Here is a 23,141-nt window from a genome sequence, read left to right as displayed (position 1 = left end):
TATGAAATATATTGAAAGACAAGAATATATGCAGCGGCTTCTTGATCTTATGGGGACCCCGGATATCAAGATCATTACCGGAGTGCGCCGCAGCGGCAAGTCTGAATTGATGAAAGCTTATATCCGCAGAATCAGAGAGATGCAGCCGGAGGCCAATATTATCTTTGTGGATTTTTTTGACCTGAAATATGAAGGATTAAAGGAATATCATGCTCTGTATAATTACATTGAAGGCCATTATGCTGCCGGAAAACAGAACTATGTATTCGTGGATGAAGTGCAGCTGTGCGAGAAATTTGAGCTTGCGATCAACAGCCTGCATTCTTCCCGGAAATATGATCTCTATATCACCGGTTCCAACGCGTTTCTTCTAAGCTCCGATTTGACGACGCTGTTTACAGGGCGCTATATTGAGATCCATGTTTTCCCGTTCAGCTTTGCGGAATTCTGCCGCTACTATGCAGAGGAACAGGACAAAGCAAAGCTCTTCGATGAATATGTGATCAAGGGCGGTCTGGCGGGCTCCTATGAATACCGTACGGAGAGAGATCGGACAAACTATATCAGAGACGTTTACGATACGATCATCAACCGGGATCTGGTCACGAAATATCATCTGCCGGATACAACGATGCTGGAGCATCTGGCAGAGTTCATGATGGATAATGTATCTAATCTGACATCCCCCAACAATATCAGTGATACACTGACGGCAAATGCGGTCGCAACCAATCATAAGACTGTCGGAAACTATATCAGATATCTGTGCGATGCGTATGTTTTCTATGGCGTACGCCGATATGACATTCGCGGAAAGAAATATCTGAAGACTTCCGCAAAATACTATCTGAGCGATACCGGCATACGCTTTGCCAGACTTGGCAGGCGAAATCTTGATTATGGCCGTATGTATAAAAATATTGTCTGCATCGAACTGATGCGGCGCGGCTTCGAGGTGTACGTTGGAAAGCTGTATCAGAAAGAAGTGGATTTTGTTGCAGTCCGCGGCGATGAAAAGATGTATATCCAGGTAAGTGACGATATATCGCGGCCGGAGACCTTTGAACGTGAGTATGATCCCCTGCTTAAGATCAAAGATGCGTATCCTAAGCTTATTCTGGCCAATACCGGGCATGAGACCTATGATTATGAAGGCATTAAAATCCATAATTTATCAGACTGGCTGCTGAAGATTGAATAAAGGCAGCAAGAGAGTGATGGAATTAAGCAAATCGAAGATTTGGCAAGGAGAGATTACATATGAAATATGATGTGACTATCGATAAGGAATTGTTCAGCGTCTATCCGGAGATCAGACTTGGGATCTTACGATTCCATGCAAATGTGAAAGCGCCGTATGATTGTTTTTGGGATTATATGAATGCGGAAGTCCTGCCGCAGGTGAGAAGTTGCGTGGAAGGAAAAGAGTGGAGCGATATTCCGGGCATAAAGGGCAGCCGTTCGGCTTATAAGGCTTTTGGCAGAAACCCGGGCCGCTATAGAGTTTCATCTGAAGCTTTGATTCGCAGAGTTCGCCGTGGGGATGAACTGTACCACATCAATTCTGTCGTCGATGTGAATAACCTGATCTCTGTGAAAAGCGGCCTGTCTGTCGGGTCATATGATCTCGGCCAGATTCATGGTGCGATCAAGCTGCGCAAAGCGGAACATGGCGAAGGTTATACAGGGATCGGCAAGGATTTTCTGGATATGGAGAACATGCTTGTGCTGGCGGATGATGAAGGAATCTTCGGGTCCTCCATGTCTGATTCTACGAGGGCGATGGTCACTGACTCTGCAACGGACATTCTTGTTGTAATCTACTGTTTTGAAAACAACATTGATCTCGACACACTGCTCTGTGATGCAGAAGATGCATTTGAAAGGTTTGCCGGAGCCGAGAATGCAGAACATTGGATTGTATAAAGTCGGATTTGTTGATCAGACATGAAAAAAAAGAAAGGATAAGCAAAAGAAATCATCGTCACACCGGATGCGGAAGCAGACCTTTATGAGATCAAAAATAACATAGCTGAGACTCTGTTGGTACCTGATGTTGCCTTAAATTACATCCGTGTCATCCGCAAAGAGATGGAGAAGCTTTCTTACATGGCAGACAGCATTGTGCCGGAGACAACGTATTGATAGTAGACGAGTAAACGCATATTATATAGACAGAATGGAGATGAATATTATGCCGACTGCGGATTTGAATATCAGAACCGAGAAAGAAATAATAGACCAGGCCGGCAGGATTTTTTCTGAGCTGGGTCTGAACATGACCACGGCGATCAATATGTTTCTCAGAACAACGATCAGGGAAGGAGGAAGAATAAATGACTGACGAACAGTACGCACAGGCTGAGTCCTTCTGGACTCGAAAAGATGAAACCGAAAAGAAGCTGGATGATGATGCTCTGTATAGCTGGATAGACGAGTTCTTATCATCCCATAAGATTCTTGCCCTGGCAACGGCCACGAAGGATTTTATTCGCTGCACGCCGCTTGAGTACAGTTGGTATGCGGGAGCACTTTGGATCTTCACCGAAGGCGGGCTCAAGTTCAAAGCCTTGAAGGAGAATAAGCATATTGCGGCAGCGGTCTTCGAGACGAGTGCTTCCTTTGGCGGACTTAGGTCACTGCAGATCGAAGGAACAGTGGAGTTAGTTGAGCCGTTCTCCGATGAATATAAGAATGTCGCGGAGTTCAGAAAGATACCGCTGCAAGCATTGAAGAAACTTAAAGAGCCTATGTGGCTTTTGAAGATCATGCCGATAGAGATCACCTGCCTGAATTCAGATTTCAAGAAAGACGGATTTGGCAGCAGGCAGATATGGAAGAGGGGTCATTAATGAATGTGCATCTGAATCTGAAGATGGAAGACTACTACAGAATCAAGGATGCCCAGATAGAGCAGGACAAGAAATAACCAACATAATATCATACGGAACCAACAGTAAGAGCTACTGATGCGAAAAAGCATTAGTAGCTCTTTTCTTTTTTCTTGAAGTAAATATTTTTCAATGATTCAGGCATAGCATCATACATCATTGCAGCGGCTGTTCTGGCAGGAGTGATGTTGTCGTCTAAAACCCATTCTCTGGTCATGCCAAGTGTGCCATAGCAGTAAAGCCGTATACTATATTTGATTCTCGGATCGAGTATGTCATTATGAGTGATGCTAATGGCAAGCTGAGTATAGTGAGTTACAAAGTATTCCAGCATATAATGCCACATCGGTTCCTGTGAATTATCTTCGTAAGCCCTTTTGTAAAAGATGATATCTTTCTTCATCTGATCCAGCGCTCTTGCGGCGGAATCAAGGTCAAGAATATCCGTATCATAGGCGGACTGGCATATCAAAGAAGTCGTAAACAAAAGGCATTCAGTAAGATGTTTTAAGGAAACGGAAATCCCGGTTGAAGTACTGAAAGATATTGTTCGTACTGCGCAGCGTACTCCGTCATGGGAAAACAGCCAACCCTGGAATGTGTATATCGCGACAGGAGAGACTCTGAGAAAAATTAAGAAGATCTGGATTGCGAAGTATGCGGATAAGATTAAGGGATCGCCGGATATGCCGACAGGCCATCGAACCAATTTTTCAGAACGCAGCCAGAAGAACATGGCAGATTTTATGAGCTACATTGCAGATTATACCGGAGATCCGGACATTGTACATTTTCTGAATATGAACGAAAAGCTGTTTGATGCACCGGCGTTGGTTTATCTGACCCTTGGGAAAGACCATACGGGATGGCCGATTTACGATCTTAGAGCCTTTGGTATGACTTTGATGCTGGCGGCAAAGGATCATGGTGTGGATTCGATCCCGGCGTATGAGATCGTCAAGTTCCCTGCGGAACTTCGTCCGCTTCTTTCTGTATCGGATGATGAAGAGATCATTATGGGAATTGCTTTGGGTTATGCGTCGGAAGACAATCTGAACGGGCTTGCATCAACGCGTCTTCCGTTAGAGGAGATTTTAACTATAAAACAGTAAAGTGTATTAAGTATTGATGGGAATGATGAAGGGCTTAATATGACTCAAGAACAGCAGCTTGACTTTGAGAGCTTTATCGATGTTATGGTGCAGATATTCTTCCAGAACTTCATAGAAAGTATAACGATATATCCGGACAAAAAGACAAACGAGCGCATCGTAGATGAGATCGACTTCAAGTTCCCGATTAGTGCTCTCTCAGATTAATGCAAGAGCGAAATGGCTTCTTGGGGAAATCGGGAGCTTGAGGCGGAGACGAAGCGAAACAACCACCCTCGCCGAAATCCCAATCAACGCAGCTATGACATTGAACGCTAAAACGAAAAATGCACCGTAGGAGCAAGCCCTGCGGCGCGTACATAGAAACGCCCTGCAAGTTTGCGGCTTGCAGGGCAAAAAATGTGTGTTTCCCGGAAATTTTATAGTCTTTTCAAGAGAAAAGATTGTGAAAAATCTTATCCAAGTATCGTCTTCAGATCCTCTTCCGGCGTGGTGATGGGGGCAATGTTGTAATGCTCCACCAGATTTATACTTCTTCGATGGCACCCACGGGGCAACCATCCTTGGCTTCCGCCGCGCACTTAAGCGCTTCTTCCGGGACTTCGGTTTGAATGGCGACGGCAACGCCTTCGTCGCCTATGGAGAACACCTCCGGGCAGGTACTAGCGCACAGGCCGCAGCCGATGCATCCGTCATTTACAACATACTTCATTGTGTGATCCTCCCTGTTCTTGATTTTCTGCTCTGATTATACTAAAATCGAAACAACGCGTATGTTGTTGCAACAACGTAAGGATGATTATTATGAATACTTTTTTTCTGACGAACACGCCGCTGTTTCATGGTATCAGCGAGAACGAAATTTCGGAACTGCTTAGCTGCCTGGGCGCGAAAGAGCGCAAATTTAAAAAAGATGAGATAGTTTTCCGGGCGGGATCCTCTATCAGCGAGATTGGGCTTGTGGAATCCGGCAGCGTGAACATCGTCGTCAATTTTTATCTACGCGAACAGTGAGCCGCAGCCGAATACTTCGCATTCGGCTGCGGCTCACTGTTCGCGTAAATAAAATGCCGTGTGCGCTGCCATCAGTAAAGATGTTAATGCACCCGTATTCAATTTCACTCTTTGCGGATGAAATTCTTTAAGTACAAAAGACTTTTTGATGCTGGTGCAATCACTCGGAAAGAATATGAAGCTAAGGAGGAAAACAACGATGAAGGTACTAATTGTAAATGCATCACCCAGACTTAAGGGCAACACAACGATAGCTCTTGGCGAGATGGTTAATGTGTTTGAGAAGGAAGGTGTGGAGGTGGAAGTCCTGAACATCGGGAATCAGGACATTAGAGGCTGTATAGCCTGCAACTCCTGCGGAACTAAGGGCAAGTGCGTCTTCGATGATGTGGTCAATCAGGCTGCACCGAAGTTCGAGGCGGCTGATGGGCTTGTGGTAGCAAGCCCGGTGTATTATGCGTCTGCAAATGCAACCTTGATAGCATTCTTAGACAGACTTTTCTACAGTACACACTTTGACAAGACGATGAAGGTAGGTGCTTCGGTCGTTGTGGCGAGACGAGGCGGCCTATCTGCTACGTTTGATGAGTTGAATAAGTACTTCACTATATCGGGTATGCCGGTGGCTTCCAGTGAATACTGGAACAGTATACACGGCAGGGAGAAGGGTGAGGCTGCCTATGATAAGGAGGGACTCTACAATATGCGAGTTCTTGCCAGGAACATGACATTTTTGATGAAGAGTATAGCGCTTGGCAAGGCTGAGTATGGCATGCCTGAAAAGGAAGAACACGCATGGACAAACTTCATCAGAGATGACTTGAAATAGGTGCTGACAGGGAAATGGTCTATGTACATTATGTATCTTTTAAAAAGATGGACCGGTGCACTTTAACGAGCTTCAGCGCCGAATGCCGGAGGACATGACACATACCACTTTATCGCGCCAGCTCAAAGCGTTGGAAAAGGACGGTTTGATCGTGTGCCGGGTGTATTCTGAAATTCCACCAAAAGTTGAGTATGAACTGAGCAAGATCGGTCATAAATTTGAGAAAGTGCTTGCCGTACTTGAAGTTTTGGGGAATGAATATATTGATTTTATGAATCAAAGACAGGCAAGTACGACTGGCGAAAACTTTCCTGCCTGAAATTCAAGTCATACAATCAGTACGAATCCTTGGTTAGTCTTTAAATTAGATGTCTCATGGAGCAAAATGTCCGGATTGATCATCATGGCTCCAATAGGATGGTTGATCACGGGATTGATTTTTGGAAAAAAGTGTTTGTAGACTCCTGTATTGTGCTAATATATAAATATATCCAACAGAAATTGACACCACGGCACGTATGGATGAGTGCAGCCGGGGCATACACGCGTTGTGTAATGCTCCGGCTGAATTTACATAAATTTACATAAATTGACACCTGCCATTTTCAGTGATAATATATTTTTAGTATTTTTTGATATTCAGCATACCTATCAGCATGCACACTTTTAAACGCAACAGTTTTAGATATGGGTAATGAATTTAAGAAAACACAACTTCGTACCATTATTCTTTTTTCAACGCTGATCCTGGGGATCTCGTTGTATATTGTTCTGCTTCTTACAGGAAGATCAAATATTTTCATGCGGGAGAATGCTGCCAGTCTGATCAGCGCCAGCAACCGCCAGATGGAACTGAACATAGATTCCTATCTGACCAAGGTTGAGAAGGCTTCCGCGCTTCTTTTTTCCAACAGTACCAATTATACTTATAACCCCACGGATAAAAATGCGGATCCGTATACGCAGCTCCAGATTTCCAATGAAATCAATGACAATATCACAGATCTGAGCCTTCTGGACAATTATGCCGATTTTGCTATCATCTACAGTGATGATGAAGTCATCGGGTCACTGTCAAAAGTCACAAAGAATATGTATGCGGACGGCGGAATGTATGAGGCCTTCAGTAAGATCCTGGAGCAAAATGAGGGAAACAGTGCCTGGTATTTCGGATTGAACAACGACATTGAACACATTTACTACTTTGAACGTTTCAATAAGTACAGTGTCATCCTGATTTCTTTCTACTCCCGTGAACTGAAGAATGTGTTTCAGATTCCTGAACAGCTGAATGGTATGAATGTGTCTCTGGTAAACGACGATAACCGGATCCTCTATTCGAATGATAGCGACAAAATTGGAACAGAGCTTCCGGCATCCACCGTGTCGTACCTTGGCAGCCTCAGAAACGGCAGCGTGATGGCGGACAAGGCGCTGATCACCAGCGATGAATGCAGCAATGGATGGCGTGTGATCTGCACGGTGCCTGTGCGACTGATCGTACAGGACAACAACCGTTTCATGGAGACCACCATGCTTGTCATTCTTGCCGTTGTTGGACTGATCCTGATCTTCGGTATAATAGAAACAAGCCGGATCAATGTCACAGCGAATCATTATGTAGATTCGCTGCAGGAAGAAGCCCACCATGACCGAATGACCGGTCTGTACAACAACGAGGAATTTCACATAATGGCAAACCGCTTCATTCAGGAAATGTCTGCAGACAAAATGCTGAGTTTTACCATCTTCGATCTGGATAATTTTAAATCGATCAACGATCAGCACGGTCATCTGGAAGGAGATAATGTACTTCGCCGCTTCTCCGGCCTTCTCTCGGAAACCTACGGATCCGAGTTTATACTCGGCAGACTCGGCGGCGACGAGTTTGGCGTTTTCGGATGCATGGATATCGTGGATGAGGAAAGTGCCCGGAGAGAGCTCAGAGAATATACCGACGCTTTGCGGTCCCGCTTCAAAGAAAGTCTCGGGAGGGATTATGCAGGCGACGGGCTTTCGTTCTGCAGCGGTACCTCTATCGTGCTCAGCGACGATCACGATTTCGAAAGAGTTTTCAGGAGGGCAGATGCGCTTCTCTACAGAGGAAAGAAAAACGGAAAAGGCCAGGATTATTTCGAAGACAAGGAAAGTGATACAATATGATCAGATTCGCGAAAAAGCACAACGCATACCGTTTTATCATCGGGATTCTCCTGCTTTTGTCTTTCTTCGGTTTCAGCTATTATTATGTCGTATACAAACCGGAAAGTCATACCGTCACGAAAAACATGAAAAAAAACACCGCCATTACCTTCGGCTGGTGGGGAAACGACGACAGGCATCTGTATACCCTGAGAGGTATTGATGTATTTCAGGAAAAATACCCGCAGATCGAGGTCAACTGCTCCTATAATGTGTGGAATGGATATGAGCGCCGCAATCGCATATACATGCTTTCAGGCAAGGCGCCTGATGTGATGCAGATCAATTATAACTGGATCCGCGAATACTCCGCTGACGGCTCCGGCTATTATAATCTGAACGCCCTCTCGGATTACATTGACCTCGATAGCTACAGCAATAAGGATCTGAGTTACGGGACATCGAATGGCGTACTGAACGCAATTCCGATCGCCTATAATGCCATGGTTTTCTATTACAATCCGGACATTCTCAACAAATTCGGATTAAAGACTCCCGAGACATGGGATGATTTGTTCAAGGCCGCATCCGTCATGAGCAAAAACGGCTGCTATCCTGTTCATCTGAGCAATAAGCACATTTTTCTTTCTGTGATTGCGCACTATGAGCAGACTGCCGGTCAGACTCTTTTTGACAAAGACGGAAAATATACCGGAGGAACCGATGAGGCGGGTGAACTGCTGAAATTTTACAAAGACCTCTTTGACAATCAGGTGATCTGCCTGAATGGAAAGAGCACCGACACGGATTTCAGCAACGGAACCTGTGCGGGGGTTGGCATCTGGGCAAGTGACGCAGACAATTACTGTTCTCAGCTGCAGGGCAAAGGGGTATCACCTGTGCTGGCTAACCCTCCTGTTACTTCTGCGAATGAACCGCTTTACGGATGGTATGTGAAACCGGCCACGATGTATGCCATCAGCAAAAATACCAGGCATCCCAGGCAATCTGCTGAACTTCTGAACTTTCTGCTCAATGACAAAGATATGGTTCTGCTGCAGGGAACGGAGAAAGGAATTCCTGTCAGTGAAAAAGCACGAAAAATCCTGAGAGAGAACGGATCGCTGAATGATTTTGACGCCGAGGCCGGAAATTATGTCTTGCGCAATCTGAACCGCTTCGAGACGATGGGACCGTCAAATGAAAATCTGGATATCATCGATGCTTTCAATGACGAAGCTGCAAAATATGTGTATGGCGTCGAGGATCTGAACACCTGCTCAAAGGAACTCACAGACAAATGGGAGACCATACTTGACAGCGGAGAATGATGCGGCTGCTTTTCCTGCCGCATCTTTGCGTTTATCCTTCACTTGTTCTGCCTGATCCGGATCTTTTCCGCACACAGATGATTCCGATTAAATATCCTTTTTATCTCCCTCTCCACGTTTTTTTTTCGCATACAGCTTCCGAGGGAGGAAAAAATAATTCAGACAAGAAGCCTTGACAGATTGGACTGTACATGATAATGTATCTGCAACAGATACAAATACAAATCTACTGGAATACAGCACACAGCGCGAAGGAAGAAGAGGTAATCATGAATACAGAGACAATCAGAAAGAGAATAAGTGTAAGAACCTACGAAGAGAAAAGGATTCCTGAGCAGGTCATGCAGCAGGTCCGGGAATATCTGGAGCAGGATGATAATCCGTTCGGCGTTCCGATTACATTCTCCATTCTGAATACGGAAAAGGACGGAGTCAGCAGTCCGGTGATTGTAGGCGCAGATACCTATGTGGCCGGGAAATATCAGAAACAGAAAAACGCGGAGATTGCGTTCGGCTATTCCTTTGAGAAGTTCGTCCTTTATGCGACGTCTCTGGGGCTCGGAACGGTATGGCTGGCAGCAACCATTGACCGCAAGGCATTTGAAAAAGCGATAAATCTCGGTGAGAATGAAGTTATGCCCGCGGTGACACCGCTGGGCTACGCCGCACAGAAGCGTTCAATCCGGGAGAATCTGATGCGAAAGGGAATGAAATCCGATCACCGGCTGCCGTTTGAAGAACTTTTCTTTGAGGGCGATTTTCAGCATCCTCTCAGGGAAGAGAATGCCGGTAAGTGGGCAGGCTCTCTTGAACTGGTGCGCCTGGCACCTTCTGCGACAAACAAGCAGCCGTGGAGAGCTGTGACAGAGGAAGGCAGAGTACACTTCTACGAAGCAAAAACGAAGGGCTATGACAGAGAATCCACAGGAGATATTCAGAAGGTTGACCTGGGAATCGCCCTCTGTCATTTTGATATCGCTGCAAAGAAAGCCGGACCGAGCGGCAGATTTATACAGTCCGATCCCGGAATTGCAGCACCGGAGAACACAGAATATATCGCCACCTATGAACTGGAGAAATAAGTATGGATACAAAATTTTCATCGGCCATCCATGCGCTGATCCTGATCTCAGAATCGGAGACACCGATGAATTCAGATCAGATCGCGGCGAGCGTCGGAACAAATCCAAGCTACATCAGAAAGCTGACGACCAGGCTCAGCAAGGAGGGGATTATTGAGGGTCACCGCGGGATCAGCGGGTTCCGTCTGCGGCAGAAACCGGAACAGATCTCCCTGCTTGACATTTACAAGGCAGTAATGGAAACAGATTCTCTCCATCTGTTCGATATTCATCAGAATCCAAATGATGCCTGCATCGTCGGACACAATATTCGTCCGGTTCTGGGAAGTATGTTCCGGGGCATGGAGAGGGATGTGGAGAGCCGGCTGCAGAGCATGACACTTGAAGACTGTATCACGGATATGAGCAGGTACATTGTGGAGCACAGTACAGAGAAATCGGAGGAATCGATAAAATGAAGGCTGCTGTTTTGACACATTACGATAAAAAAGGTACGGACCTGGATGTCCGTGAAATTACGACGCCGGTCCCGGAAGAAGATGAGATTCTGGTGAAGATTATCGCAGCGGCAGTCAATCCGCTGGATAATATGATCATCCGTGGCGAAGTCAAGCTGATCGTTCCCTATGCGATGCCTCTTGTGATGGGCAATGAATTTGCCGGGATCGTGGAGAAAACCGGGAAGAACGCTTCCCGGTTCCAACCCGGGGATCGTGTCTACGGGAGAATGCCGTTGAAGAAGATCGGCGCCTTTGCGGAGTATGTCGCTGTGAAAGAAACGGCAGTGGCTTCGATCCCGGAATATCTTTCCTTTGAGGAGGCGGCGACGGTTCCGCTGACGGCGCTTACCGCGATGCAGGCGTTTGACATCATGAATGTGCGTGCCGGTGAATCTGTTTTTATTTCCGGAGGGACGGGAAGCCTCGGCGCAATGGCCATACCGGTAGCCAAAAGCCTTGGGCTGCACGTTTATACAAATGGAAGCAGTGACAATGAGGAACGTGTCAGAAAGCTCGGGGCAGAGAGATTTATCGATTACAGGAAGGAAAACTATGCAGATGTTCTCTCGGATGTAGATCATGTTCTGGATACCCTCGGCGATCGTGAGCTTCCAAATGAATTCAAGGTTCTGAAGGAAGGCGGAAATCTGGTTTCTCTGCGCGGACTGCCAAACGGTCGATTTGCCAGACGAAGCGGCCTGCCGTTCTTCAAGCGGATCCTTTTTCAACTGGCAGGCAGCAGGTATGACCGCATGGCGGCAGCCAAAAAACAGACCTATGATTTTCTGTTTGTGCACGAGGACGGCAGCCAGCTGGACAGGATCGGCAGACTGTTTGACCGTGAACATCCGCTGGAGACTTCCATTGATACTGTTTTTACTTTGGATGAAGTCAATGCGGCACTCAACAAGGTGAAACAGGGAAAATCGAAGGGCAAGACGATCCTGAAGATCGGTGAACAGTAACAGGTATCATGAAATATTATACTTGTCCGATGAATTGTGTGATATAATCGTAATGTATCTGGGCTCTGGTGATGACTGCCGGAGCCTTTTCTATTTACGCGAACAGTGAGCCGCAGCCGAATGCGAAGTATTCGTGTGCGGCGAGCGTCGCGATAGCGAGATAAAACTCGCGCAGCGTGTTTTATCTCGTTGCCGGATCATAATCAGTTTGCACAAGAGTCAGAATAAAGAAAGGATAAAGAATTATGGGTATGAAAACGATTGTATTGAATGCAAGTCCCAGAAAAAACTGGAACACAGCGAAGCTGTTGAAGGCGGCCGCCGATGGCGCTTCCAAGGCAGGATCCGAAGTGAAATATATCAACTTATATGACCTGGATTTTAAGGGGTGCAGGAGCTGTATGCTCTGCAAGAGGAAGGGAGTGGAACGCTGTCATTGTTATTGGAAGGATGATCTCTCTCCGGTCATTGACAGAATTTTTGCGGCGGATACGCTTTTTATCGGCACACCGATTTACCTGGGCAGGCCAACCAGTCAGTATTTTGCGCTTCTGGAACGGCTTCATTTCTGTGCTCTTTCTTATGATGATTACAGCAATTATTTCAAGGGAAAAGTGAATGTCGGTATGTTTGTGACCATGAATGCCACAAGAGAGTTTTATGACAAGCTCTATAAAGAAAAATTTGAAGCCTATGCGGATGAATTCAAACAGCTCAATGGAGAGGTGTATCTGTGCCCGTGCTTCAACACACTGCAGGTAGCAGACTACTCGAAGTTCAATATGGGAGGCTTTGATGCGGAGGATAAAAAGAAAGCCAATGAAGAGCTGTTTCCTGTTGATTTGCAGAAGGCATTTGATCTGGGAATGAAATTAAGCCTGATGGACATTGACGAAGAAAAATGAGCCTGACGCAGGGCTTTTTATCAGGAATCCTGGAGCTGGGCAGTAATAATAACAGCGGTCACTATCACATGTGGGACTGCGTTCCTGGCAGTGAACCGGCTGATCGCTATAAGGATCAGATTGACCTGACCGCTCTGAAAACCTATAATATGAAGCGGACATTCATTGCGTTCCGGGAATAATGAATCATTCTGTTCCAGGAACAATGAACCATTATGTTCAAGGAACAATGAATCACTCCGCTTGAGTAACAGCGAATCATTCCGTTTCACTAACAACGAATCATTAATGTTTCTAGAACAAGGAGAAGAGCTTTGAGTACAATCACAGGTATGAATCATGTTGCATTGAATTGTCATGGAAAAAAGGAAATGGACGAGGTTATCGATTTTTACTGCAACGTTCTTGGCTTCCGGAAAACAGCGGGCTGTTACGTGGATGGCCTGGGTAATATGGCGATGATCGATACCGGAACAGGTACGATTGAGCTGTGGGACAATGCGGAGCAGAAGCGCGGAGATGGCGTGATCGGTCACCTGGCGCTGACGGTTGAGAGCGCAGATGAGGCGGTTGAACTTTTTCGGAAGGAGGGGCTGCCGATTGATTCCGAGCCTGCGGATCTGGTTCTGGATACGAAACCGAAGATGAATATCCGGGTTGCCTTCGTCAGAGGAAAGGCCGGAGAGTCGATTGAGATTTTCCAGGAGCGATAAAAGATAAGTCTGATTTATACGAAAAAGAAATGATAGGGCAGGCATTAACCTGAAGAGAAGCGGGTTAACGGACAATCACCGGAAGAAAAGCAGAATCACAGGTAATTGCCAGTAGAAAAAATAGCAGGCAATTGCCTGTAATTAATATAGGAGCAGACAATGATGAGTGAAAAGGAAAAAATGCTGGCGGGAGAATTGTACGATCCGTCGGATGAAGAACTGTCCGCTCTTCGGACAAAGGCGCATCGTCTTTGCCTGGAGTATAACGGGCTTCCTGAGACAGAGAAGAGGCGTACGGAAATTTTGCATGAGCTTGGAATTTCCGGGGATTCCTTCTTTCTGCAGGGGCCGGTTCAGTTCGATTATGGCTGCTTTACCTCTGTCGGGAAAAATTTCTATGCCAATTTCAACTTCACGTGCCTGGACTGCTGTCCGGTGACTATCGGAGACAATGTCTTTTTCGGACCTGGTGTCTCTCTTCTCACGCCCGTGCATCCATTTCGCTGGCAGGAAAGAAATCCTTACGTGAAGCAGGACGGAACAGTGACGGACAGTGAATACGCAAAGCCGATCAACATCGGCAGCAACTGCTGGCTTGCGGGTAACGTTACCGTCTGCGGAGGAGTTACGATCGGGGATGGATGCGTAATCGGCGCTGGAAGCGTCGTGACCAGAGATATTCCTCCGGATTCACTTGCTGCGGGTGTGCCCTGCCGGGTGATCCGGAAAATTACAGATGCAGACCGGATGAAGGTGCGTCCGGAATTCTGATATTCTCATATGGCTATTGTATAATCATATGATCAATAGTATACTCAACGATTAGATAAAAGGGGTGATCTGCGTTACCGGCGGTCTGCGTGGATGCCTCTTTCTGTAATTGTCACACGTCTAAACGTTTTCGAAGGAAGGATTTCTTCATGCTGCAAATCTCGAGCCTTTTTCGTCTGCTATATCTGGAAATCAATGTTTTCGGTTCGACTATCATGTTCGTGCTGATCCTGAAACTGATTCTGAACAGCAGAATTAAGGGACAGATGTATTTTCGAAAGCTGCTGACGTGGCATATCGTTCTTTTTCTGTCGGATGCTTTCTCACTGTTGATGATGAATAGTAACAGGGAATACACAGATAGTCTTGTGGTTTTTTTTAAGAGCATTTACTTCATTGCGATTGTCGTGATAACGTGTGAGGTTTTCCTGTACTTTGAATCCTGCAGGGATTCTGCGATGATCCGGAATCCCGGGAAAATTGGTCTTGCCTTCCTTCCCGTATTATTATTCATAGTACTGATCATTCTGAATCTGTTCCTGAAGAGTATGTTTTATATAGATGCTGATGGAACCTATCACAGGGGACGTGCGTATCTTCTGATCTACGCGATCTGCTTTGCCTACATTATCGTCTCGATGATACGGTCATATCTGGACGCGTTCCGAAGAGATAATTTCGCCGTCAGAGGTATCTATATTTTTTACGGTACATACCCGCTGATTCCGCTGGCTGCTGCTTTCGTTCAGTTTTTTATGCCGACGATCCCGGTGCTCTGCCCGGTTCTGAGCGTCTCCGCGGTCATTATCTATGTGAATTCCATGGAGTACCTCATTTATCTGGACCCGCTGACGGGGCTGAAAAACCGGAGAATGATTATCCGCAACGTTACATCGATGATGAGAAATCTTCGGCCAGGTCAGGAGCTTTCTTTTACAATGATTGATCTGAATGATTTCAAATCCATCAATGACAGCTTCGGACATAATACCGGAGACACTGCTCTCACAATCATCGGAGATGCCATCACGACATGCATGGAAGGCGCCAGAAACCGATCAATTCTTTACCGGTACGGAGGAGATGAATTTGCGATTATCCTCTGTTCGGATGACCGCTCTGAGATAGAACGGGATTTAATTGCGATTAGGGAAAAAACGAAAATTCTGGCGGAGGAGAGAAGGATGCCCTGTCCGATCACCTTCAGCGCCGGTACATCTGTTTGGAACGGATCAGACAGCCCCAAGACGTTTATTGCAGTGGCGGACAGGAAGATGTATCAGATCAAATTTTCGGCCAGACGCGGACGGTGATTTACGGCGCGGTTCACGCAATGCAGATCAGAACGCCGACGATTTACGGTGCAGTTCACGCAATGCAGATCAGAACGCCGACGATTTACGGTGCAGTTCACGCAATGCAGATCAGACCGCCGGTGATTTACGGCGCAGAACATTCAGTGTGAATCAGATCATCAGGGATTCGGTAACAGGACAAAGGCTTTCATACGGGGTCATCAATTGCGGCTCCCGCGAAAAATTACGGGTTAGAAACGGGTTAGAATAAGTAACAATATGAGTAATAAGTCATCCGGTGTATATATCATCGACAACAATTACAATGTAATCAGCTGCAACGATACGATTCTTGAGTTGTATCCGGGGCTGGAAGCAGGAAAAAAGTGCTACAAATGCCTCATGAATCTGGATGGGCCATGTCCCCCATGTCCTGTGGCAAACCATATCTACGGGCCGCAGACATATCTTGACCCGATCAGGGGCATATATGAGACGGTTGATGCCGTGAATATGACTCTTCCGGATGGAAGCACCGGTCATGCGCTGGTTCTCAGTACTGTGGGCGAGAGTGAGACAATATCCGCAAGACTTCCACAATCCCGCGCAGAGTTGACCCGGCTTCTGGAACATGAATATTTTGATTCGCTGACGGAAGGGTTCTCGCGGAAGGGATTCATCCGGGAGACGGAACGGATATTCTTTCGTGATGATCCGCGCAAGTATGCGATGATCATGTTTGATCTGCGCAATTTCAAGGCGATGAACGAGACCTTCGGGATTTCACGTGGCGACCAGATCCTTCTGTATATTTTCCAGACATTGAAGAACAGCTGGCTCAGTCCGGCTGTTTCCGCGCGTCTGGAATCAGACTGGTTTATTTTTCTGGTAAAAAAGAATGTGCTGGATCTCAATCGTCTGGATGAGCTTCTGAATCTGCAGTGGACAAATGATCTGCAGAGTGTACATCTGCATCTGCGCTGCGGAATCTATCCGATTGATTCGCGCGAAGAGTCCGTCACAAAGATGGTGGACCGTACAATCCTGGCGAAGGAAGCGTCAGACCAGCGTGAAACCGGAAATTTTGCAATTTTTGATCTGGAAATGCGGAAGAGATATGTTAACCGCGCCGGAATTCTGTCAAGCTTTCAGGACAGCCTGCTGAAAGATGAGCTGAAGGTTTATTTTCAGCCGGTGGTTCGGTGCTCGGATGGGAGGATCAGTTCCGCGGAGGCTCTGGTGCGCTGGAAACATCCGGAGATGGGAGTGATTTCACCTGGTGACTTCATACCGGAACTGGAGAAAAACGGTCTCGTTTCACAGCTTGATCATTTTGTGCTTGGCAAGGTATATCAATTCCAGAAATTCATGCAGGAAAAGGGCCTGAAGTATGTTCCTGTTTCCATCAATCTGTCCCGGCAGGATTTTTACAATGATCAGATGATAAATGATATCTTCAGCTACCGGATGCAGAGCCGGCTTCCGGACGGTATGATCAACTATGAGGTGACGGAAACCTCCGTGGCGGTTCTGAAGGAAAACTGTGCTTATTACCTCTCCCAGTTTCGGAAGAACGGGTCAAAAGTTCTGATGGATGATTTCGGAGCGGGCTATTCTTCGCTTGGCATGATCGGCAATTTTCCAATTGATATCATCAAGATTGACAAGACCTTCATCGACCGGATCGAGAGCCAGCCGGTTACAAGAAGCATCATTACCGCGATCATCGACGTATGTCACAAGGCAGGGCTGTCAATTGTTGCGGAAGGAGTAGAAAACGCAAGCCAGGCGGATTTCCTTCAAAAAACCGGCTGCGATTATATTCAGGGATATTATTTTTACCGGCCGATGAGTGAGGAGAATTTCCGTAATCTGTTAATCTCCTCTCAGGAGACGCTTGACCAGATGGATTCTCCGAATTCCCAGGTAAGCGAAACTGCCGGACAGCAGGTAGACATCTACAATCTTCTGGATCTTACCGACAATTCCGGTCAGTTTATTCAAGTGTGTCACCCGGAGGATTATTCCATGGTCTTCGCCAATAAGATGACACTGGATATATCCGGTCATCCCGACGAACCGTATCAGGGAAGAAAGTGCTACGAGTACATGCTCGGGCTGAACGCGCCGTGCGGACATTGCCCGATGAAGCAGATGGGAGATGAGACAGAGAAGGAAATCGAGACGGATGACGGTGAGCATATTTTCCGCCTGAAGGCGCGGTTCACAACCTGGAACGGCAGAAGGGTCTTCATGGAATACGGAAGAAACATCACAGAAACGAAAGCCGCGCAGACCAGGTATACCGGTCAGATCCGCTCCATTCTCGAGGCGCTTCCGGACGGACAGGGTGTTTTTCACATGGATCTGACTGCGGACAGGTGGATCAGCTCCGGCGGACACGCCCAGAATGCCAGGAATATGCAGAACATGGAAAGTGTCGACAGCCTGATTCGAAGGATTGGTTCCTTTGTGCCTACGCCGGAGGGACAGGAGGAATTCTTCCGGATTTTCTGCAGGGATGCGCAGCTGAAAGCCTATCAGAACAATCAGCATCAGATCGTGCACGAGACCGAATCCTACTACGATGACAGATCAATCCGCTGGTCCAGAATCACCGCCCATCTGATCGACAACCCTTCGAACGGCCATATTGAAAGTATCCTATACGGCGTGGATATTTCCAGGGAGGCAAAACATATTCAGGAGCTGGAGATCGAGCGCCTTCACGGAAAACAGGAGAAGGAGCTTCTGCAGAAGCAGGTCAGGCAGGCGATGGAGATGTACTCAAAGGCGGACCGTGACAGGCGCTATGATCATCTGACCGGTCTGTACAGCCGTCTGAGCCTGAATGAATTTCTTGAAAATGGTGAAAAGAAACCGGCGCAGGAAATCACGGCGGCGATCATGCTAGATCTTGACAATTTTAAAGACATCAACGACAGGTACGGGCACGCCGCAGGAGACAGATGTCTGTGTGCGCTCGGAAACCTTCTCCTGAATTTTGGAGTTTCGAGAAAGATTGATTTTTACCGATATGGGGGAGATGAGTTCGTGGGTCTGGTCAGAGATCCCGGGACAGATCTCTCGAAACTGTCATCCGATCTGCTGAGTGAAATTCGTAAGGTTTGCGTAAAGTACGGGAACGTCGAAATACCACTGACTGCATGCATCGGCATCACGAGTGATGGAAAAGACTGCCAGACTATGATCAACAATGCGGACAAGGCCATGTATCTGGCAAAACACCACGGAAAAAACCAGGGCTGCACGGTATAAGGCTGTGATCAGGAGAAAATAAATGAAGATTGCACTTGCACAGATGAAGACAACAGCAGATATGGAAGATAATTTTCAAAAGTTAGTGCGGCTTGCGGAGAGGGCTGCAGCAGAAGGCGCGGATCTGATCTGCTACCCGGAAATTCAGCTGTCGCCCTTCTTCCCGCAGTACCCGTCTCGGGACGCTTCCGCGTATCTTTTGTCACGGGACAGCAGATATATCCGGGAATTCTGTGATGTCTGCCGGAAAAACGGTATCTATGCGTCACCGAATTTTTATGTGGAGGAAAACGGACATCGGTATGATATGAGCTTTCTGATCGATGACGTAGGAACGATCCTTGGAACGCAGAAAATGGTACATATCGCCGAATGTGAGCAGTTCTATGAGCAGGATTACTATACGCCTTCGGATGACGGCTTTTCCGTTTTTGACACCCGGTTTGGAAAAATCGGTATCGTGGTGTGTTTTGACCGACACTATCCCGAGAGCATACGAACAGAGGCGCTCCGCGGCGCGGAGCTGATTCTGATACCTACAGCGAATACGAAGGCTGAGCCAGCTGAGATGTTTCGCTGGGAGATCCGGACGCAGGCGTTTCAGAATATTGTCAATATAGCAATGTGCAACCGGTGCGGCACGGAAGGACAGATGGAATTCTCCGGGGAATCCCTTTTGTCAGATTTTGACGGAAACCTGACGACACTGGCGGGAGATCAGGAAGAACTGCTGATCGCGGAGACAGACCTTGCGGGATGTGCTGCGCGACGAAAGACGCGTCCGTACCTCTCGCTTCGAAGGCCGGAGCACTACGCGTAGCCCAAAAGATTGCTGGGGCATCGTTCGCTCCCGGCTGCAAAGCCGAAAGGATTTAATTTATGAAGATATTTGAATATGGAGATGGTACGGCAGAAAATATCCTTCTTCAGCCGGTGGATGATCATGATCTGGCTTTGATTGAAAATGAAATCAGGCTGATTCATGCGGATACCGGAAAGGATTTCAGGCTGACCGCCTTTCTGGTAGATGACTGGAACAGGGATCTGTCCCCATGGAAGGCACCGGCGGTATTTGGAAAGGAAGCCTTTGGCGACGGGGCGTGCGGGACACTGAAAGAAATGATAAAGTACTGTGATGACGGCAGCAGAAACGATTCCGTCAGAAGAAATTATTACATCGGAGGATATTCTCTCGCCGGACTGTTTGCTCTGTGGGCGGCCTGTCAGTCGGACCGGTTCTGCGGAGCTGCCGCCGCGTCTCCCTCCGTGTGGTTTCCGGGGTTCACCGGTTACATGAAAGAGCATAAAATTCAGAGCAAATCGGTGTATCTGAGCCTTGGAGACAGGGAGGAGCGGACCCGCAATGCGGTGATGTCAGCTGTGGGAGACAGGATCCGTGAGACATATGAGATCCTTCAGAAGCAGAAGGTTTCCTGCACTCTGGAGTGGAATGAGGGAAATCACTTCCGGGATTCGGATGGAAGAACGGCGAAGGCATTTTCCTGGGTGATGACGCATCCCTGATGGCGGATACGATGCCGGCTCTTTCCGGGCAGATTACCAGAAAAATTGTGCTTACCGTTTTTTCCGGACACAGGCAACCAGAAAAATTGAGCTTTCCGGGTTTTTAGGACAACAATAACGACAGCTCGCCGCACACGCCCATCTGGACGCGCACGGCGAGCTGTTCATTTACGCGAACAGTGAGCCGCAGGCAATGTGACTGCATTCAGCTTCAAACGCCCTGTAAGCGGATAGGGCTTATGGCCCACTTGACGAAAGGCTCTCAGAACGACGGGAAGACTCAGTTCCACTCCTGGAAACCGTCAAACCAGAGCTTCAGATCCTCCATGGAGACTTCTCCGCCGACACGGCGTCCCTCCATGACTTTTGCATCCTTGCCGACGATGTTCTGAATTCGCTCACATGTTCTTCCCATGCCGCTTCCGCCGGAGGTGCAGAAGGGAATGATGATCTTCCCCGCGAAATCGGCGGAGGTCAGGAAGGTGTCTACAATACTTGGCTCTCTTCCCCACCAGATCGGGAATCCGAGGATGACCGTCTTGTACGCACTGAGATCCGGAGTCTTCTCAGCCATAGCGGGATGACAGTTCGGATCCGCCATCTCAACCGTAGATCTTGCCTGCTTGTCCTTCCAGTTCAGATCCTCCTTTGTGTAAGGCTTCTCGGGAACAATCGCGAAGATATCTGCTTTTTCCTCTTCCGCGATCTTCTCCGCAACTGCTTTGGTTGTATTACTTACGGAAAAATATGCGACTAATGTCTTGCTCATACAAAAATCCTCCTTCTCACCATTTGTAAGATGTTCTTTCTGTTTCGATTAACATAACGGCCGGGCTCCGCAGTCGGAAAATCATTGCAATTCAGCATCTATACTGCAGGACCTGTTTATCATTATAACGCATCGTGACATAAAGTGAAACAGATTTCAGGAAGCGCTTTTTTGTTCAATAACAGGCGCACAGCGCTGCATTTTCTGCCCGCAGAGATATGGATTTGTTGTAAAATAGCATCAGGTAATGATCATCCGGAAGGGAGGTTTTTTCATTGAAGAATTATTCGAAGGATCCGGAGAGGCAGTATCACATTCAGACCTGCAGGGGCGAGGTGGGACGCTATGTCATCATGCCCGGTGATCCGAAGCGCTGTGAAAAAATTGCGCGGTATCTGGATAAACCCGAGAAGATTGCAGAGAATCGGGAGTTTACGACATACACCGGATATCTGGACGGTGAGAAGGTAAGCGTCACATCGACCGGAATCGGCGGTCCGTCGGCAGCGATCGCAATGGAGGAGCTGTACCGCTGCGGCGCGGATACCTTTGTGAGGACCGGCACCTGCGGAGGCATACAGACGGATGTCAAGAGCGGAGACATCGTCATCGCGACAGGAGCGGTACGGATGGAGGGGACCAGCAGGGAATACGCGCCAATCGAATACCCTGCGGTACCGGATCTTGATGTAACCAATGCACTGGTCACATCAGCACAGGAGCAGGGCTTTCGATGCCATTACGGCGTTGTGCAGAGTAAGGATGCTTTTTACGGACAGCACGAGCCGGAGAAGATGCCGGCCGGTTATGAGCTGATTCAGAAATGGAATGCATGGAAGATGATGGGCTGTCTCGCGTCCGAGATGGAGTCGGCGGCACTGTTTATCTGTGCCGGAAAGCTGCGGGCCAGGGCGGGCGCCTGCTTTCTGGTCATCGCGAATCAGGAGAGGGAGAAGCTCGGACTTGAGAATCCGGTTGTACTGGAAACGGATCAGGCGGTGCGGACCGCAGTCGGGGCCGTCCGGAATCTGATCCGGAAAGACAGGGAGAGAAGATAGTGGTCCGGATTCTTGCAGAAACAGCAAAACACCTGGATCAGCAGGCAAAAGAAAAATCGGGAGGCGTATGATGATTATGGAAAAACTTGATAAATGTCTGGCCTGTGTCCGGAGCAAGACAGATTTTATGCCGGATACAGCTCTGGTTCTCGGCTCCGGTCTCGGGGAATACGCGGATCATGTGAGGATATCGGAGATCATTAATTATTCGGAAATCGAAGGCTTCCCGGTTTCAACGGTCGCCGGACACAAGGGCAGATTTGTCTTCGGGTGGATTCAGGATGTTCCCGTTGTGATCATGCAGGGAAGAGTACATTACTATGAGGGCTATCCGATGACGGATATCGTACTTCCTGTCAGGATGATGGGCCTGCTGGGGGCGAAGAAGCTGATTCTTACGAATGCGGCGGGCGGCGTCAACCCTGATTTCCGGCCCGGGGATCTGATGATGATTACGGACCAGATCGCGACGGCGGTTCCGAGCCCGCTGATCGGAGAAAATCCGGATACGCTCGGTCCGAGATTCCCCGATATGAGCGAGATTTACAGTCGACGCATGCAGGAAATCATCCGGCTGGAGGCAGAAAATCTGGGAATCGGGCTTCGTGAGGGCGTTTATGTGCAGTTCACCGGGCCGGCATATGAGACGCCTGCCGAGGTAAGAATGTGCAGAGCCTGGGGCGGCGATGCCGTGGGGATGAGTACTGCCTGTGAGGCGGTCGCGGCAAGGCATATGGGAATGGAAATATGCGGAATTTCCTGTATCACCAACATGGCTGCCGGAATATCCGATAAACCGCTTTCGCACAGGGAGGTGGAGGAGACGGCAGATCGGGTGGCGGATCAGTTCAGCAGGCTGATCACAGCCATCGTGAAGAAGGTGTGATGCAGATCGCATGGAAAGAAAAATGAAATCCCCTGCGATGCAGATAGCGCCGCATAAAGTTTTGTGCTATACTTT

Annotated in this window: 27 protein-coding genes; 24 read left to right on the top strand and 3 right to left on the bottom strand. The window is 47.8% G+C overall.

Annotated features, from left to right (window positions below; genetic code table 11):
* Position 1: 1 nt before the first annotated feature.
* From ACTQ1O_RS11250 to ACTQ1O_RS11235, 4 genes are all read left to right on the top strand, one after another.
* A complete protein-coding gene (locus tag ACTQ1O_RS11250; protein WP_441487329.1) occupies positions 2-1,201 on the top strand; it encodes an ATP-binding protein in 1,200 nt (399 codons plus the stop codon).
* Between the two features lie 59 nt (positions 1,202-1,260).
* A complete protein-coding gene (locus tag ACTQ1O_RS11245) occupies positions 1,261-1,926 on the top strand; it encodes a B3/B4 domain-containing protein (RefSeq protein ID WP_441487328.1) in 666 nt (221 codons plus the stop codon).
* Between the two features lie 268 nt (positions 1,927-2,194).
* On the top strand, positions 2,195-2,344 hold the full coding sequence (locus ACTQ1O_RS11240) for a type II toxin-antitoxin system RelB/DinJ family antitoxin (protein WP_441487327.1): 150 nt from the start codon (positions 2,195-2,197) through the stop codon (positions 2,342-2,344).
* On the top strand, positions 2,337-2,852 hold the full coding sequence (locus ACTQ1O_RS11235; protein ID WP_441487326.1) for a pyridoxamine 5'-phosphate oxidase family protein: 516 nt from the start codon (positions 2,337-2,339) through the stop codon (positions 2,850-2,852). The genes ACTQ1O_RS11240 and ACTQ1O_RS11235 overlap by 8 nt, the downstream gene beginning before the upstream one ends.
* A gap of 130 nt (positions 2,853-2,982) precedes the next feature.
* On the opposite strand, the gene ACTQ1O_RS11230 is transcribed toward ACTQ1O_RS11235, so the two are convergent.
* The gene (locus ACTQ1O_RS11230) at positions 2,983-3,363 is read right to left on the bottom strand and encodes a TetR/AcrR family transcriptional regulator C-terminal domain-containing protein (protein ID WP_441487386.1); all 381 of its coding nucleotides are present in this window, start codon (positions 3,361-3,363) and stop codon (positions 2,983-2,985) included.
* On the opposite strand from ACTQ1O_RS11230, the gene ACTQ1O_RS11225 reads away from it, so the two are divergent.
* The gene (locus ACTQ1O_RS11225; RefSeq protein ID WP_441487385.1) at positions 3,359-4,003 is read left to right on the top strand and encodes a nitroreductase; all 645 of its coding nucleotides are present in this window, start codon (positions 3,359-3,361) and stop codon (positions 4,001-4,003) included. The two genes, ACTQ1O_RS11230 and ACTQ1O_RS11225, sit on opposite strands and share 5 nt — an antisense overlap.
* Before the next feature lie 39 nt (positions 4,004-4,042).
* Entirely contained in the window at positions 4,043-4,210 is a 168-nt protein-coding gene (locus ACTQ1O_RS11220) for a hypothetical protein (RefSeq protein WP_441487325.1), read from the top strand.
* 319 nt (positions 4,211-4,529) lie between these two features.
* Here ACTQ1O_RS11220 and ACTQ1O_RS11215 read toward each other — a convergent pair whose 3' ends face one another.
* A complete protein-coding gene (locus ACTQ1O_RS11215) occupies positions 4,530-4,715 on the bottom strand; it encodes a ferredoxin (protein WP_441487324.1) in 186 nt (61 codons plus the stop codon).
* Between the two features lie 92 nt (positions 4,716-4,807).
* On the opposite strand from ACTQ1O_RS11215, the gene ACTQ1O_RS11210 reads away from it, so the two are divergent.
* From ACTQ1O_RS11210 to ACTQ1O_RS11135, 16 genes are all read left to right on the top strand, one after another.
* A complete protein-coding gene (locus tag ACTQ1O_RS11210; protein WP_441487323.1) occupies positions 4,808-5,017 on the top strand; it encodes a hypothetical protein in 210 nt (69 codons plus the stop codon).
* A gap of 199 nt (positions 5,018-5,216) precedes the next feature.
* Positions 5,217-5,846, top strand: a complete 630-nt coding sequence (locus tag ACTQ1O_RS11205) for a flavodoxin family protein (protein WP_441487322.1) — start codon at positions 5,217-5,219, stop codon at positions 5,844-5,846.
* Between the two features lie 94 nt (positions 5,847-5,940).
* The gene (locus tag ACTQ1O_RS11200) at positions 5,941-6,165 is read left to right on the top strand and encodes a winged helix-turn-helix transcriptional regulator (RefSeq protein WP_441487321.1); all 225 of its coding nucleotides are present in this window, start codon (positions 5,941-5,943) and stop codon (positions 6,163-6,165) included.
* A gap of 368 nt (positions 6,166-6,533) precedes the next feature.
* A complete protein-coding gene (locus tag ACTQ1O_RS11195; protein WP_441487320.1) occupies positions 6,534-8,009 on the top strand; it encodes a diguanylate cyclase in 1,476 nt (491 codons plus the stop codon).
* Entirely contained in the window at positions 8,006-9,319 is a 1,314-nt protein-coding gene (locus ACTQ1O_RS11190; protein WP_441487319.1) for an extracellular solute-binding protein, read from the top strand. The genes ACTQ1O_RS11195 and ACTQ1O_RS11190 overlap by 4 nt, the downstream gene beginning before the upstream one ends.
* 269 nt (positions 9,320-9,588) lie before the next feature.
* Entirely contained in the window at positions 9,589-10,401 is an 813-nt protein-coding gene (locus ACTQ1O_RS11185; RefSeq protein WP_441487318.1) for a nitroreductase family protein, read from the top strand.
* A 2-nt stretch (positions 10,402-10,403) separates the two neighbouring features.
* Positions 10,404-10,859, top strand: a complete 456-nt coding sequence (locus tag ACTQ1O_RS11180) for an Rrf2 family transcriptional regulator (RefSeq protein ID WP_441487317.1) — start codon at positions 10,404-10,406, stop codon at positions 10,857-10,859.
* Entirely contained in the window at positions 10,856-11,866 is a 1,011-nt protein-coding gene (locus tag ACTQ1O_RS11175) for an NADP-dependent oxidoreductase (protein ID WP_441487316.1), read from the top strand. Before ACTQ1O_RS11180 ends, ACTQ1O_RS11175 begins: the two co-directional genes overlap by 4 nt.
* A gap of 245 nt (positions 11,867-12,111) precedes the next feature.
* On the top strand, positions 12,112-12,771 hold the full coding sequence (locus tag ACTQ1O_RS11170) for a flavodoxin family protein (protein WP_441487315.1): 660 nt from the start codon (positions 12,112-12,114) through the stop codon (positions 12,769-12,771).
* A complete protein-coding gene (locus ACTQ1O_RS11165; protein ID WP_441487314.1) occupies positions 12,768-12,953 on the top strand; it encodes a hypothetical protein in 186 nt (61 codons plus the stop codon). The genes ACTQ1O_RS11170 and ACTQ1O_RS11165 overlap by 4 nt, the downstream gene beginning before the upstream one ends.
* Before the next feature lie 132 nt (positions 12,954-13,085).
* Complete coding sequence (locus ACTQ1O_RS11160; protein WP_441487313.1) at positions 13,086-13,484, top strand: VOC family protein; 399 nt, start codon at positions 13,086-13,088, stop codon at positions 13,482-13,484.
* A 162-nt stretch (positions 13,485-13,646) separates the two neighbouring features.
* The gene (locus ACTQ1O_RS11155) at positions 13,647-14,255 is read left to right on the top strand and encodes a sugar O-acetyltransferase (protein ID WP_441487384.1); all 609 of its coding nucleotides are present in this window, start codon (positions 13,647-13,649) and stop codon (positions 14,253-14,255) included.
* A 149-nt stretch (positions 14,256-14,404) separates the two neighbouring features.
* A complete protein-coding gene (locus tag ACTQ1O_RS11150) occupies positions 14,405-15,568 on the top strand; it encodes a GGDEF domain-containing protein (RefSeq protein WP_441487312.1) in 1,164 nt (387 codons plus the stop codon).
* Between the two features lie 261 nt (positions 15,569-15,829).
* Positions 15,830-18,829 (top strand): EAL domain-containing protein, encoded by a 3,000-nt coding sequence (locus ACTQ1O_RS11145; RefSeq protein ID WP_441487311.1) that lies wholly within the window; start codon positions 15,830-15,832, stop codon positions 18,827-18,829.
* 22 nt (positions 18,830-18,851) lie between these two features.
* Entirely contained in the window at positions 18,852-19,649 is a 798-nt protein-coding gene (locus tag ACTQ1O_RS11140) for a carbon-nitrogen hydrolase family protein (protein ID WP_441487310.1), read from the top strand.
* 59 nt (positions 19,650-19,708) lie between these two features.
* Positions 19,709-20,353, top strand: a complete 645-nt coding sequence (locus ACTQ1O_RS11135; protein WP_441487309.1) for an esterase — start codon at positions 19,709-19,711, stop codon at positions 20,351-20,353.
* A 280-nt stretch (positions 20,354-20,633) separates the two neighbouring features.
* On the opposite strand, the gene ACTQ1O_RS11130 is transcribed toward ACTQ1O_RS11135, so the two are convergent.
* Positions 20,634-21,122, bottom strand: coding sequence for a flavodoxin (locus ACTQ1O_RS11130; protein WP_441101036.1), 489 nt, complete (start codon positions 21,120-21,122; stop codon positions 20,634-20,636).
* 275 nt (positions 21,123-21,397) lie between these two features.
* Between ACTQ1O_RS11130 and udp the strand changes: the two genes are divergently transcribed.
* A complete protein-coding gene (gene udp, locus ACTQ1O_RS11125; protein ID WP_441487308.1) occupies positions 21,398-22,180 on the top strand; it encodes a uridine phosphorylase in 783 nt (260 codons plus the stop codon).
* Between the two features lie 70 nt (positions 22,181-22,250).
* The gene (locus tag ACTQ1O_RS11120; protein WP_441487383.1) at positions 22,251-23,066 is read left to right on the top strand and encodes a purine-nucleoside phosphorylase; all 816 of its coding nucleotides are present in this window, start codon (positions 22,251-22,253) and stop codon (positions 23,064-23,066) included.
* Positions 23,067-23,141 lie beyond the last annotated feature (75 nt).

Origin of the sequence: Bilifractor sp. LCP21S3_A7 (assembly GCF_052118825.1) — a bacterium.
Taxonomy (GTDB): Bacteria; Bacillota; Clostridia; order Lachnospirales; family Lachnospiraceae; genus Bilifractor.
Note: the sequence above shows the minus strand (reverse complement) of the source record. Positions and strands in the feature narration are given on the sequence as shown.

What these genes read in the sequence shown, in the direction of transcription:
- ACTQ1O_RS11250 (WP_441487329.1), top strand. Translation starts at nt 2, where the DNA reads ATGAAATATATTGAAAGACAAGAATATATGCAGCGGCTTCTTGATCTT.
- ACTQ1O_RS11245 (WP_441487328.1), top strand. Translation starts at nt 1,261, where the DNA reads ATGAAATATGATGTGACTATCGATAAGGAATTGTTCAGCGTCTATCCG.
- ACTQ1O_RS11240 (WP_441487327.1), top strand. Translation starts at nt 2,195, where the DNA reads ATGCCGACTGCGGATTTGAATATCAGAACCGAGAAAGAAATAATAGAC.
- ACTQ1O_RS11235 (WP_441487326.1), top strand. Translation starts at nt 2,337, where the DNA reads ATGACTGACGAACAGTACGCACAGGCTGAGTCCTTCTGGACTCGAAAA.
- ACTQ1O_RS11220 (WP_441487325.1), top strand. Translation starts at nt 4,043, where the DNA reads ATGACTCAAGAACAGCAGCTTGACTTTGAGAGCTTTATCGATGTTATG.
- ACTQ1O_RS11215 (WP_441487324.1), bottom strand. Translation starts at nt 4,715, where the DNA reads ATGAAGTATGTTGTAAATGACGGATGCATCGGCTGCGGCCTGTGCGCT.
- ACTQ1O_RS11210 (WP_441487323.1), top strand. Translation starts at nt 4,808, where the DNA reads ATGAATACTTTTTTTCTGACGAACACGCCGCTGTTTCATGGTATCAGC.
- ACTQ1O_RS11205 (WP_441487322.1), top strand. Translation starts at nt 5,217, where the DNA reads ATGAAGGTACTAATTGTAAATGCATCACCCAGACTTAAGGGCAACACA.
- ACTQ1O_RS11200 (WP_441487321.1), top strand. Translation starts at nt 5,941, where the DNA reads ATGACACATACCACTTTATCGCGCCAGCTCAAAGCGTTGGAAAAGGAC.
- ACTQ1O_RS11195 (WP_441487320.1), top strand. Translation starts at nt 6,534, where the DNA reads ATGGGTAATGAATTTAAGAAAACACAACTTCGTACCATTATTCTTTTT.
- ACTQ1O_RS11190 (WP_441487319.1), top strand. Translation starts at nt 8,006, where the DNA reads ATGATCAGATTCGCGAAAAAGCACAACGCATACCGTTTTATCATCGGG.
- ACTQ1O_RS11185 (WP_441487318.1), top strand. Translation starts at nt 9,589, where the DNA reads ATGAATACAGAGACAATCAGAAAGAGAATAAGTGTAAGAACCTACGAA.
- ACTQ1O_RS11180 (WP_441487317.1), top strand. Translation starts at nt 10,404, where the DNA reads ATGGATACAAAATTTTCATCGGCCATCCATGCGCTGATCCTGATCTCA.
- ACTQ1O_RS11175 (WP_441487316.1), top strand. Translation starts at nt 10,856, where the DNA reads ATGAAGGCTGCTGTTTTGACACATTACGATAAAAAAGGTACGGACCTG.
- ACTQ1O_RS11170 (WP_441487315.1), top strand. Translation starts at nt 12,112, where the DNA reads ATGGGTATGAAAACGATTGTATTGAATGCAAGTCCCAGAAAAAACTGG.
- ACTQ1O_RS11165 (WP_441487314.1), top strand. Translation starts at nt 12,768, where the DNA reads ATGAGCCTGACGCAGGGCTTTTTATCAGGAATCCTGGAGCTGGGCAGT.
- ACTQ1O_RS11155 (WP_441487384.1), top strand. Translation starts at nt 13,647, where the DNA reads ATGAGTGAAAAGGAAAAAATGCTGGCGGGAGAATTGTACGATCCGTCG.
- ACTQ1O_RS11150 (WP_441487312.1), top strand. Translation starts at nt 14,405, where the DNA reads ATGCTGCAAATCTCGAGCCTTTTTCGTCTGCTATATCTGGAAATCAAT.
- ACTQ1O_RS11145 (WP_441487311.1), top strand. Translation starts at nt 15,830, where the DNA reads ATGAGTAATAAGTCATCCGGTGTATATATCATCGACAACAATTACAAT.
- ACTQ1O_RS11140 (WP_441487310.1), top strand. Translation starts at nt 18,852, where the DNA reads ATGAAGATTGCACTTGCACAGATGAAGACAACAGCAGATATGGAAGAT.
- ACTQ1O_RS11135 (WP_441487309.1), top strand. Translation starts at nt 19,709, where the DNA reads ATGAAGATATTTGAATATGGAGATGGTACGGCAGAAAATATCCTTCTT.
- ACTQ1O_RS11130 (WP_441101036.1), bottom strand. Translation starts at nt 21,122, where the DNA reads ATGAGCAAGACATTAGTCGCATATTTTTCCGTAAGTAATACAACCAAA.
- ACTQ1O_RS11120 (WP_441487383.1), top strand. Translation starts at nt 22,251, where the DNA reads ATGATTATGGAAAAACTTGATAAATGTCTGGCCTGTGTCCGGAGCAAG.